Here is a 10,590-nt window from a genome sequence, read left to right on the forward strand (position 1 = left end):
CATCCTCCCTAAAAGGCGCGACTTTCTATGAAAGTATGCTGTTAGACCCTATTCTTGCAAGACGCTGGCAAACGAGGCCTTGTTGGCGATCAGCACGGCCTGGGTCCGGCTTTGGACGCCAAGTTTGCGCATTATTGCAGTAACATGTGCCTTTACAGTCGTTTCAGCAATCGAAAGATCGTATGCGATCTGCTTGTTCAGTTTGCCTTCGCAGATCAACTGCAGTATCCGAGACTGCTGGTTCGTTAAGGTCATCAACTTGCTTACTGCAGCGCTGTGTTCGCTATCTTCATCCGCGTTAATCAGCACACATCCATCGGGAACGAAGACGCCTCCGGTTTGGACGGTTTCAATTGCGGCGCGAAAGATTTCTCGCTGACTGTGCTTGGGAACGTAGCCCGACGCTCCGGCATTTATGACCTGACTGACAACCCGATTCTCTGAGAGCGAAGACACCACGATAACCGGGGCATTCGCGACAGATTTGAGGCGTATCAGCCCTTCAAGCCCATCTACATCCGGCAAGTTCAGATCCAGCATCACCGCGTCAGGCCTAAACCCTTTCGCGATCAGCTCGATTGCGTCTTCAAGCCGATCTGCTGTGTGGATTTCGCCAATCCGCGCAACACTTTGCAACGTCATGGACAACGCGTCGCAAAACAGCGGATGGTCGTCTACGATTAGAACCTTCTCAAAATCGTTTTCTCTAGTCGCTTCAGCAAGCATGTATTCTGGCCTCTGCAATCAAATTGCCCCAACCTGACCAATCCTAGCAAGTCGACCGGACCCCGCCTACTGTCGGAAAGTCGTACATGCGTTAAAAAACGCGCGCCAAACCTGACGCGCGTTTTTCTTCCACTTGGCCAGCAGTTCAGTTTGCTGAGGCAAGTTCCTTCGGCAGACGGAACGTCCACAAGGTACCGCCCTGGTTCAGGTAGTTGACCTTCTTGGCTACTTCACCGCCCCAAAGCGGAACCGCACCGCCCCAGCCGGAGATGATCGAGACATACTGCTCGCCATCCTGTTCCCAGGTCACAGGCTGACCGACGATGCCGGAACCGGTCTGGAACGACCACAGTTTCTCGCCGGTCTCGTCATCCAGCGCGATGAATTCGCCCTCGGGGGTGCCGAAGAAGACAAGCCCACCAGCCGTGGTCATCACGCCCGACCACAGCGGAGCGTCGTTCTTGTATTCCCACTTCCACTCACCGGTATCGGGGTCGATGGCCTTGAGCGAGCCGATGTGATCTTCGTAGTTCGGCTTGATGGTAAAGCCCGCACCCAGATAGGCGGCACCCTTCTTGTAGGTGATCGGCTCATTCCAGATATCCATGCCCCATTCGTTCGAAGGCACATAGAAATTGCCGGTGTTCTGCGAGAAGGCCATCGGCATCCAGTTCTTGCCGCCCAGGAAGGACGGCGAGGCAAAGATCACCTCACCCTTTTTGCCATCAGCGGCCGCGGCCGGATCACCAGGGCGGTTGTTTTCGACAAAGATTGGTCGACCCGTTTCATCAATACCGTCGGCCCATGAGATGTCCTTGACGAAAGGTGTAGCCGAGACAAAGGCGCCATCTTCACGGTTCAAAACATAGAAGTACCCGTTCCGGTCGGCGGTTGCGAACCGCTTGTTTCCCTCGCGATCGGTATAGGCAACTACTTCGTTCACACCGTCATAGTCCCAGCCTTCACGCGGGGTAGTCTGGAAATGCCACTTGATCTCGCCGGTTTTCGGGTCGATCCCGATGCGGCTGGCGGCATAGAGGTTGTCGCCCTTGTTGCCTTCAGTCGGGGTACCCGCATCGCGCAACCAGCTGTTCCAGGGGGCCGGGTTACCGGCACCAAAGACCAGCGTATCGGTGTCGGCGTCATAAGACCCGCCAAGCCATGTCGCGCCGCCCCCGGTTTTCCACATGTCACCAGGCCAGGTTGCGTTCAGCTCACCCGTCATGGTGCTTTCTTCGCCATTCAGCGTGCCCATGTGGCCTTCGATCACCGGGCGTTCCCAGACCAGATCGCCAGTATTGACGTCCCGCGCCTGGACCGCACCAACGATGCCGAACTCACCGCCCGAGTTGCCGGTGATGACCAGACCATCAACGATCAGCGGAGCAGCGGTATAAGAATAGCCTGCCTTATAGTCGGCAATCTTGTCGCGCCAGACCACGTCGCCCGTGTCCTTGTTCAGCGCTACGATCCGTGCGTCCAGCGTGCCGAAAATGACCTTGTCGCCATAGATGGCAGCACCCCGGTTGACCACGTCACAGCAGGGCAGAATGCCTTCGGGCAGGCGCGCATCGTATTGCCAGACCTCTTTGCCGGTCTCCAGATCAATCGCATAGAGGCGTGAATAGGACCCGGTGATGTACATCATCCCGTCATAGATCAGCGGCTGGGTTTCCTGACCGCGCTGCTTTTCTCCGCCAAGACTGAAGGCCCAAGCCGGAAGCAGGTTCTTGACGTTGTCCTTGTTCAGCATGTCCAGCGGGCTGTAGCGCTGTAGGTGACGTCCCATGCCATTCGTAACGATTTGATTGGTAATCGTTTGGTCATTGGCCAGATCGTCTTCGGTAACTTCTGCATAGGCTGCGCTCGTCGCGATGACGCTTGCAACCGCCGCCATGATAAACCGGCTCATCGGTATCCTCCCTAGACTTGTGTCTTTCCTCCACGCCGAATCTCCGACGCGTCGGAATTGTTGGCGAGTGTATTATTCGCGGACCGGACCATGAGCGAAATTGCACAATGGTCGTAGGGGGCAACCGCCGGATTTCAACTAGATTGACGCAACTTTTTTGTCAGGAGGCTACAGTGTCGAGGTTCATTCCGTTCATACTGATCAGCGTTTTGGGATTTGAAACAAGTGCGTCCGCCGCGCCGTTGGACGGACAAAAACAAATCTACGCGCTGGACAGCTCAGATCATAAGATACTGATCGGTCGCCTAAATTTCATGGAGTCTGAAGGGGCTGTTTCATACACGATCGATTTGAGTTCCGGCCCTTTTGCCGAGCACTTCTTATCGATGCGCCCGTTTCGATGTCTGGAGGGGCCAGAAAAGCACTGGTGTCACGTCCCCTACCCCTACACCTTGCGACGTCAGGTGTCGCAAAACGATCTGACAGATCTGGAATACGATCTTCTGTTCATCCACAAGGGGGCCACCGAGTACGGGATCGATATGTGGAACGGTGTCTACTACCAACTGCGCATTGACGGCGACCACCTTGTCGGCACCCTGCATGAAATGGATATGGGCCTGCTGTCAGCGCCACCCGAAGACGGAAATCTAAGACCTGTTTCAGAACAGGATATTCACGTATCCGATGCGGATAGTCATTGGCTGCCCCAGCTAATAATCGAATGACGTTTAGAACAGCGGTGCATACTTCCATTCATCCGCATCAGGCGTGACCTCGTTTGGATCATAGCCCGACTCCTGAAGACGCTTTGCAATTTTAAGCCCGTCCTGCGCTGCGCTATCTACATAGTCACGGCCCAACCGTTCATCCTGTGGCACACCGTGCCCGCGCAGTAGATTGAGCCCGTAGTTGAACTTGCCAACCGGATCTCCAAGATCTGCGGCGCGCTTATCCCACGCGGCGGCCGCGTCCGGGTCGTATTCCGCACCAAGACCGTTGTTGTCCAATTGGCTCATCCAAGTCATCGCGCCTGTATATCCCGCTTCGGCACAGCTTCTAAAAAGTGTGCGGGCCATTTCATGCCGACCAGACTTGGTGATGTAATAGCCGGTGGCGCAGGTGGTCATGTCTGTCACACCGTTTTCAATATTACTCATAACACGGCCAAAGCCGGTGTCTTGGGGATTAAGTGTCCCAAATTCATCCTCGACGGTCTGCGCCGTGACAGACGTGCCGAAAAACAGCAGGCAGTAAGCAATGCGGATCATGATCAAACCCTCCGATTGAAGATAAGACTATCGCATTGGGTGGTGTATTTCATCCCTGCTATGGTCGTATATGGGTTATCGCCCCGGTCGTTTCATTCCACGTGCCGGGTCGTAACCCCAAAGTGCGAAGCCCAAAAAGACAATGCCAGCGAGGATCGTCCAACCCAAAGCGGCAAGATTGAGCTGCCCGTAAAGCGCGAAACGAATTAGCTCTACCGCATGAGTAAACGGATTGAGGGAACAGATATCTCTCAGCAGACGCGAACTTTCCGCCATCTTCCACAATGGATACAGAGCCGAAGACAGGAAGAACATCGGGAAGATGACAAAATTCATCACTCCCGCAAAATTCTCAAGCTGCCGGATGGTCGAAGATAATGCCATCCCCAACGCACCCAGCATAAGCCCGGCGATGATAAGCGCAGGCAACACATAGAAATACCCGATAATCGGCATGTCGATTCCATATATCGCTGCAACAGCGAGAAAGGTGTAAACCTGCAGAATGGAAATTGATGTGCTGGCCAGCAAACGGCAGAATAATAGCCACCACCGAGGCAAGGGGCTGGTCAATAGCAACCGCATCGAACCCATCTCACGATCGTAGACAAGGCTGAGTGAGCTTTGCATCCCGTTGAACAACATGATCATCCCGCACAGGCCTGGTACGATGTAGATCTCATAAGTAATATATGTCTGATAAGGCGGCGTGATCGACAAACCCAAAGCCGCGCGGAACCCGGCTGCGAATACGATCAGCCAGACCAATGGGCGGACCAAAGCTGCAATGAACCGACTGCGTTGCCTCACGAAACGCAACGCCTCGCGGATCAATATCGCGTGCAAAGCAACAAAGGCGCCTTTCATTCGGTTGATCCAGTCATGGACAGAAACACCTGTTGCAATGGCTTTGCCCCTGTCACATCCCGACAGATCCCCTGATGCAACAACTGCCCCCGGTGAAGCACCGCGATCTGATCATCGGGTTCGATCTCATCGGTTAAATGGGTGGCCCAGAGCACGGTCAGACCACTACGCGCCGACAGCTCATGAACCTGCGACGTAATCGAACTGCGTGCCGCCGCATCCAGACCCACGGTTGGCTCGTCCAGTAACAGGACCGAGGGCTCATGTATCAGGCACCGGGCAATTTCCAAGCGTCGGCGATGCCCACCGTTCAGGTCGCGCGCCCGTTCATCCATACGTTCGCGCATATCCAGCCGTTCCAGAGCATCAATGATCCGCGCCTGAGCCTTGTGGCCTGAAAGCCCATGAAGCGCAGCAAAGTAACTGAGGTTTCTATGGACGGTCAGATCCAGATCCAAGGTAGGCTGTTGAAACACCACACCGATCTGCGCAAGGGCTTCGCGAGGCCGTCGGGACATATCGAACCCGGCAATCTCAATGACGCCTTTTGCAGTGGTAAACAAACGGGTCAGCAGGGAAAAAAGTGTGGATTTACCTGCGCCATTAGGCCCCAAAAGCGCGCAAAACGCGCCCTGTGGAACGTGAAAACTCACGTCGTCAAGGGCACGCTTTTCGCCATAGTCATAGCTGACATTCCGGACTGAAAGCCCTGTCACTTAATGGTAATCTCCAGCCTTTGTGTTTCGCCAGTGCTACCCGGCACCTTCAGATAGTAACTGCCTGGTTTGATGGCGACAAAGCCTATTTCCATCTCGCCCGCCTCATCGAACTCGATTGAATCGACACCAAGTGGTCGGATTTCCAGCCCTTCGACCACAATCTCATCCACCCAGATTGCGCGAAAAAACTCTGGCCCGACAATGGCAAGTTCCTGACTGCCATCGCCTTGAATTTCGAACTCATAATAGGTGCCAGATTTCAACTCCCAAGGCGCTTCAGACAATGGGACGCCAGCAGACAAGGTGATTGGCGGCAGGTCCTCTTTATTTTTGGCTGACAGCAAACCCGCGAGGCCAAACCCATCATCATCGTCGTCATCATCCGCCAAAGCCGCCGTCGGCACAGCCAAAGCCAACATCGCGACCAGCGTTGTTAGTCGAACCATCTTACATCTCCCTGTTTTGCTCAATTGGTTGGGCGGAAAGCCGCGCCCCACGGGAACCGGCCGACCTTGATCGTCTTGATCGGTTCGCGTTTGGCAACGTCGATCACAGTCACGTCGCCTGACACGCCGTTGGTGGTGAACAACAGCGATTTGTCCGCGTTGAAATCCATATGCCAAACCCTGCGCCCGACCAGAATGTAGTCTTCCACTTCGTAGGTTTCGGCATTCACCGCCGCCACGTGGTTCGACGGCCCAAGGGCGACAAAGGCGATCTCATCATCGTTCGACAGCTCGAATCCGACGGGTTGCACCCTGTCAGGGTGTACACCTTCAACCTCAAACTCGATCTTGGCTTTTTCCGTCTGCGAGGCGACATCAAACACTGTGATCGTGCCTCCGATCTCGGAACTCACCCACAGCTCGGCGCCATCCTTCAGGAATTCCGCGTGGCGCGGGCGCGAATCGACCAACGTGTTGGCAAACAACTCACGCGTTTCCGTGTCGATCCAATGTGCCATATTCGTCGTCTCGGACGTGGTAATGGCAATCTTCCCATCCGGTGAGACGGCCATACCCTCTGGCTCAATCCCAACATCAATCTGGGCGATCACTTCGCGCGACTCGGTGTCAACAACAGTTGTTATCGCGTCATCTTCGTTAGCAATGTACAAATGCCGATCATTGGGATGCAGCACGAATTGTTCCGGGTCTTCACCCGATGGTAAATCATGCAAGATTTCGCCGGTCTCAGGGTCCATAACCTGCACGGCATCGCTGTCGGATGCGCAGATATAGAGGACCGAGTAATCCTTTGAGAACGTAATGCCCCGCGGGCGCTCTCCCGTCTCGATGGTTCTGATCACCTCAAGTGTTTCAATATCGATTACACTCAGCGTGTCGTCTTTCTCGTTGCTTATCCAAATCTCATCCGCAGCCGCCGGAGCGCAAAGCGCGGTTGCTGCCAAAAGTGCTGCTAGTCTCATCCGTGTCACTCCTTGAATGCCTGGCATTGGCTTTCGGCTTGATCGATTCCCAACGTGTCCAACTCGGTACGTTGGTGCAAAAATCCTTCAAGCGGGGCCATCGCCACTACCGCCCGATCCGTCACCAGAGGGATCGGTTGGCGCAACTGACCATTCCAATGGCGAAAATTCATTGCGCGCCCTTTGAAACCTGCCAGTTCGAAATCGTCCGATAGGATATACGCCCGCAGTGTTGCCGGATCCGCAGAATTGGTGCGCGTGACGGCTTCGCCCAAGGACCGGTACGCAGCCCATGCGGCGTAGTCTTTCGGCATCATTGCCCGACCGGACTGTTCAAAGAAGCGGTTCTGCATCTGCACCGCACCCCATTGCTCAACCACCCGAGACCAGGTGACGGGCTGCAAGCCTTCGGATCCGGCCACGGGCCGTGCTTCCCATGTGTTGAACGGGATATAGCGTCCAAAATCGTCCAACTCATCCGCGACCAGCAAAACATCATAGTCGCCGAAGTCCTGCGTGAATAGCGGCACTTCCTGCGCGGCGTTGCGGCGAAGGTCAGCATCAAAAGCCCAGGTCTTCTCTGCTTTCAGTTCCAGTCGGAATTTCTCAAGCGAACGTTTGATCGAGTTTGCAAATGCCTGATCGCCTGGATGATCCCCCGACACCAAAACCAACCTCTGCCACCGGCGCTTGACCAGAAATTGCGCAAGCGCATCCGTTCTCATGACGTTTGACGGCAACGTATGCAGCAAATTCGCCCGACAAGCTTCATCCCGGATTGAAATTCCAGAAGCAGAGGCATTAAACAGAACAGCCCCTGCCGCCTCGGGTAAATCCGCCACATCAAGCTGCGCCTGTGCAGGCGCATCTAGTATAAGGTAGGGCGTTTCGACCAGCGCCTGCCGCGCGGCGGCCAACCAATCGCCATCCTCAGGCACCGATTGGATCGTCAGGGAATACTTATGCCCCAAAAACTTCGCCGTTGTCAGATTGTCTGCAAGCCCCAGCTCGGCCCCGGCAATACCCAGATCCTCTGGCACCGGGTCCAGATTGGACAGAACCGGCGGTCTGGCTGTCTGAAGCTGCAGATACGTAACTGAGATCTCCAGTTCGGCCATGGCCATACCGGGTAGCAGGGTTAACACCGCAAAAACACGGAAAATCCTGAACATGTATTGGCCTCCTCCCTCTGGCTCAGACTAAAGCAGGTGGCGCTTGCGAACACCTATTAGACCTTAGTCGAAAATCGAGGCGGATGTGCAACCAAGGTCGAATTTCGCGGTGATTATGCTTGGGCTATGACCGAGGAAAGCATCATAAGGAGGAGAAGATGCGTCTTGGTTTTTATAGTGCAGTGCTGGGCGCCGTTACCGCCGGGGGCATAGCGCTGGCCCATGGCGACGTCGCACCGCAACCGGTGAACACGGATGTTCTGCCCGACGTGAGCGAAGAGTGGCTGATCGAAAACCCCTATCGCAGTCAGGGGGAAGAGGTTTGGCAAGCGGCCATCGAAATCGGAGACTCGGGCTACAACCAGAACTGCGCCCGGTGCCACGGGCTGGGCGGTGTCTCGGGCGGGTTGGCCCCAGACCTACGTTACCTGGAAGCCGAAGAGTACGGCGATGAATGGTATATCGAGCGCTTCCGCGAAGGCTATACTCAGAATGGGATCACCAAAATGCCCGCTTTCGGAGACCTGCTGGGTCAAAAAGCGGCCTGGGCGATCAGGACCTATATCGAAACCCGTCCCGATGACGGTGCCCTGGATGATCATTCCGAGAGACTGAAAGAGATCAGAGATACACTCGCGGGAATGGCAGATGGTGGCGATGGGGATGCAAGCGCTTTGCAGGCAGAGCTAGACGAGATTGCCAGCTCGATCGAGACAGGATCGGGCGCGCCGGTCGCAGACAGTGTCGCCCTGCGCGCGGCTGTCTTGATATCGGGTGATAGCCCGGATTTCGCAGAAGCCGCCGAACAACTAACTATCGGATTGTCTGCAGCGCAATAGCGCGGCAGACTGAGGCGCATGATCAGATCGCTCTTTTTACTCTCCTTGTTGGTTGCCGCCCTTACGTCCGGGTCGGCTCTGGCTAGATGCGAAGATCATGTGCCTCAACCTAAACCTCAAAATGCCAGTCGGGATATTGTCGGCGCCGATCTCGATACCATTGTCGAGCGCGGCTATATCGACTTTGCCGCCTACGAGGACTTCCCACCCTGGTCGTTCGAAAAAGATGGCAAGATACAGGGCGTAGATATCGAAATCGGCAAGCTGATCGCCGAGGATCTGGGGGTCGAACCTAGGTTCAAACTGGTCGCCGCAGGAGAGAACCTAGAAGCAGATTTGCGCAACTGGATCTGGAAAGGCCCGCTGATCAATGGTCGCGTGGCAAATGTGATGCTGCATATTCCCTATGACAGTGAATTCGCCTGCCGCGTCGAGCAGGTTGTCTTTACCGGACAATATCACGATGAAGAGATCGCCATCGCTTATCGCCGCGACGCCTACCCCGAAGACCCCCCGGTCCCAGCTTATTTCCGGTTCGATACGGTGGCCGTGGAAAACGACTCGATCGCAGATTTCTACCTGTCTTCCTTTCCGGGCGGCCAGCTTTCGCAAAATTTACACAGGTTCCCGTCCGCCGAACAGGCGATGACCGCGCTGGCCGAAGGGGAAACGATGGCAGCCATGGCCCCCCGCGCGCAGTTGGAGGCCGGTCTCACTCAGGATCTGGACATTCATACTCCGCCGCTGCCGGGTTTTGCCGTCAGCACCTGGACCAGCGGCGTCGCCGTTCATTTTGCCTATCGGGGTCTCAGCTACGCGGTCGATGACGCCATATATGCTGCTTTGCAAGATGGGCGGATTCAAAAGATCTTTGAAACCTACGGCCTGACCCACACCCCTCCGAAACTTCGCTGACTACTCCCAAGGTCGAATAGGCAGCACGGTATTCACCGCGTAGCGTAGCAAGAAATTTGGAGGGAATGACATGGAGCTACAGGATAGCCGCGTCATAGCGGCACCAAGGTCCAAGGTCTGGGATGCGTTGTTATCTGCAGAAGTATTGAGAGACTGTGTACCGGGCTGCAAAGAAATGTCGGGCACGGCCGCAGACGGATTTGAGGCCACAGTTGTGCAGAAGGTCGGTCCTGTCAAAGCCACGTTCAAAGGCTCGGTCACATTGTCTGACATGGTCGATCAGCAAAGCGTCAAACTAACAGGTGAAGGCAAGGGCGGTGCGGCGGGGTTCGCCAAGGGTTCTGCCGATGTCACCCTGTCCGACACACCGGAAGGGACGTTGTTGGCCTATAGTGTTGATGCCCGGGTGGGTGGCAAGCTGGCGCAACTGGGTGGCCGGATCATCGACGGTGTGGCCAAGAAGATGGCCGACCAGTTCTTCGAGAATTTCCAGGGCGCGGTCGAAGTCGAACCGGTTGCTGCGAAAGATGAGGCCACGGCAGAGCCGATTGAGCCAGTTCAAGAGACAGAAGAAAAGAAAGGCTGGCTCAAACGCGTTCTGGGCGTTTGAGCAGAGAGTTTTAGGGAGGATGTTATGGCCGAGATTTCAATGACTGTGAACGGTAAGGCTGTGAGTGGCGATGTAGAGGGTCGGACGTTATTGTCTGGTTTTTTGCGGGATCATTTGAGTTTGACTGGGA

12 protein-coding genes and 1 pseudogene are annotated in these 10,590 nt (G+C 55.4%); 5 read left to right on the forward strand and 8 right to left on the reverse strand.

The genetic code is table 11. The features are described from left to right. Positions 1 to 48: 48 nt before the first annotated feature. Positions 49 to 726, reverse strand: coding sequence for a response regulator (locus ACR0KG_RS11320; RefSeq protein ID WP_480827306.1), 678 nt, complete (start codon positions 724 to 726; stop codon positions 49 to 51). Positions 727 to 871: 145 nt separating this feature from the next. After that, a complete protein-coding gene (locus ACR0KG_RS11325) occupies positions 872 to 2,638 on the reverse strand; it encodes a PQQ-dependent methanol/ethanol family dehydrogenase (RefSeq protein WP_480544508.1) in 1,767 nt (588 codons plus the stop codon). Positions 2,639 to 2,811: 173 nt separating this feature from the next. On the opposite strand from ACR0KG_RS11325, the gene ACR0KG_RS11330 reads away from it, so the two are divergent. Further along, positions 2,812 to 3,366: a hypothetical protein gene (locus ACR0KG_RS11330; RefSeq protein WP_480549868.1), complete on the forward strand. Its 555-nt coding sequence runs from the start codon at positions 2,812 to 2,814 to the stop codon at positions 3,364 to 3,366. A 3-nt stretch (positions 3,367 to 3,369) separates the two neighbouring features. Here ACR0KG_RS11330 and ACR0KG_RS11335 read toward each other — a convergent pair whose 3' ends face one another. The 6 genes from ACR0KG_RS11335 to ACR0KG_RS11360 form a co-directional block, all read right to left on the reverse strand. After that, positions 3,370 to 3,909: an SEL1-like repeat protein gene (locus tag ACR0KG_RS11335; RefSeq protein WP_480549870.1), complete on the reverse strand. Its 540-nt coding sequence runs from the start codon at positions 3,907 to 3,909 to the stop codon at positions 3,370 to 3,372. 75 nt (positions 3,910 to 3,984) lie between these two features. After that, a complete protein-coding gene (locus ACR0KG_RS11340) occupies positions 3,985 to 4,776 on the reverse strand; it encodes an ABC transporter permease (protein WP_480827307.1) in 792 nt (263 codons plus the stop codon). Further along, positions 4,773 to 5,492: an ABC transporter ATP-binding protein gene (locus ACR0KG_RS11345; protein WP_480827308.1), complete on the reverse strand. Its 720-nt coding sequence runs from the start codon at positions 5,490 to 5,492 to the stop codon at positions 4,773 to 4,775. Before ACR0KG_RS11345 ends, ACR0KG_RS11340 begins: the two co-directional genes overlap by 4 nt. Beyond that, positions 5,489 to 5,941 (reverse strand): cupredoxin domain-containing protein, encoded by a 453-nt coding sequence (locus tag ACR0KG_RS11350; protein ID WP_480549876.1) that lies wholly within the window; start codon positions 5,939 to 5,941, stop codon positions 5,489 to 5,491. The genes ACR0KG_RS11345 and ACR0KG_RS11350 overlap by 4 nt, the downstream gene beginning before the upstream one ends. Before the next feature lie 20 nt (positions 5,942 to 5,961). Further along, entirely contained in the window at positions 5,962 to 6,924 is a 963-nt protein-coding gene (locus tag ACR0KG_RS11355) for a YVTN family beta-propeller repeat protein (RefSeq protein WP_480549878.1), read from the reverse strand. Positions 6,925 to 6,929: 5 nt separating this feature from the next. After that, positions 6,930 to 8,096: an ABC transporter substrate-binding protein gene (locus ACR0KG_RS11360; protein WP_480827309.1), complete on the reverse strand. Its 1,167-nt coding sequence runs from the start codon at positions 8,094 to 8,096 to the stop codon at positions 6,930 to 6,932. 158 nt (positions 8,097 to 8,254) lie between these two features. On the opposite strand from ACR0KG_RS11360, the gene pedF reads away from it, so the two are divergent. The 4 genes and pseudogenes from pedF to ACR0KG_RS11380 all read left to right on the forward strand — a co-directional run. Beyond that, positions 8,255 to 8,935, forward strand: coding sequence for a cytochrome c-550 PedF (pedF, locus tag ACR0KG_RS11365; protein ID WP_480827310.1), 681 nt, complete (start codon positions 8,255 to 8,257; stop codon positions 8,933 to 8,935). 18 nt (positions 8,936 to 8,953) lie between these two features. Next, positions 8,954 to 9,850 (forward strand): substrate-binding periplasmic protein, encoded by an 897-nt coding sequence (locus ACR0KG_RS11370; RefSeq protein WP_480827311.1) that lies wholly within the window; start codon positions 8,954 to 8,956, stop codon positions 9,848 to 9,850. A 70-nt stretch (positions 9,851 to 9,920) separates the two neighbouring features. After that, positions 9,921 to 10,460, forward strand: coding sequence for an SRPBCC family protein (locus ACR0KG_RS11375; protein ID WP_480827312.1), 540 nt, complete (start codon positions 9,921 to 9,923; stop codon positions 10,458 to 10,460). A 24-nt stretch (positions 10,461 to 10,484) separates the two neighbouring features. Then, positions 10,485 to 10,590 (forward strand): annotated as a pseudogene (locus ACR0KG_RS11380) ((2Fe-2S)-binding protein); the annotation flags it as partial.

It is taken from the genome of Ruegeria sp. H4 (assembly GCF_056533065.1).

What these genes read in the sequence shown, in the direction of transcription:
- ACR0KG_RS11320 (WP_480827306.1), bottom strand. Translation starts at nt 726, where the DNA reads ATGCTTGCTGAAGCGACTAGAGAAAACGATTTTGAGAAGGTTCTAATC.
- ACR0KG_RS11325 (WP_480544508.1), bottom strand. Translation starts at nt 2,638, where the DNA reads ATGAGCCGGTTTATCATGGCGGCGGTTGCAAGCGTCATCGCGACGAGC.
- ACR0KG_RS11335 (WP_480549870.1), bottom strand. Translation starts at nt 3,909, where the DNA reads ATGATCCGCATTGCTTACTGCCTGCTGTTTTTCGGCACGTCTGTCACG.
- ACR0KG_RS11340 (WP_480827307.1), bottom strand. Translation starts at nt 4,776, where the DNA reads ATGAAAGGCGCCTTTGTTGCTTTGCACGCGATATTGATCCGCGAGGCG.
- ACR0KG_RS11350 (WP_480549876.1), bottom strand. Translation starts at nt 5,941, where the DNA reads ATGGTTCGACTAACAACGCTGGTCGCGATGTTGGCTTTGGCTGTGCCG.
- ACR0KG_RS11355 (WP_480549878.1), bottom strand. Translation starts at nt 6,924, where the DNA reads ATGAGACTAGCAGCACTTTTGGCAGCAACCGCGCTTTGCGCTCCGGCG.
- ACR0KG_RS11360 (WP_480827309.1), bottom strand. Translation starts at nt 8,096, where the DNA reads ATGTTCAGGATTTTCCGTGTTTTTGCGGTGTTAACCCTGCTACCCGGT.
- pedF (WP_480827310.1), top strand. Translation starts at nt 8,255, where the DNA reads ATGCGTCTTGGTTTTTATAGTGCAGTGCTGGGCGCCGTTACCGCCGGG.
- ACR0KG_RS11370 (WP_480827311.1), top strand. Translation starts at nt 8,954, where the DNA reads ATGATCAGATCGCTCTTTTTACTCTCCTTGTTGGTTGCCGCCCTTACG.
- ACR0KG_RS11375 (WP_480827312.1), top strand. Translation starts at nt 9,921, where the DNA reads ATGGAGCTACAGGATAGCCGCGTCATAGCGGCACCAAGGTCCAAGGTC.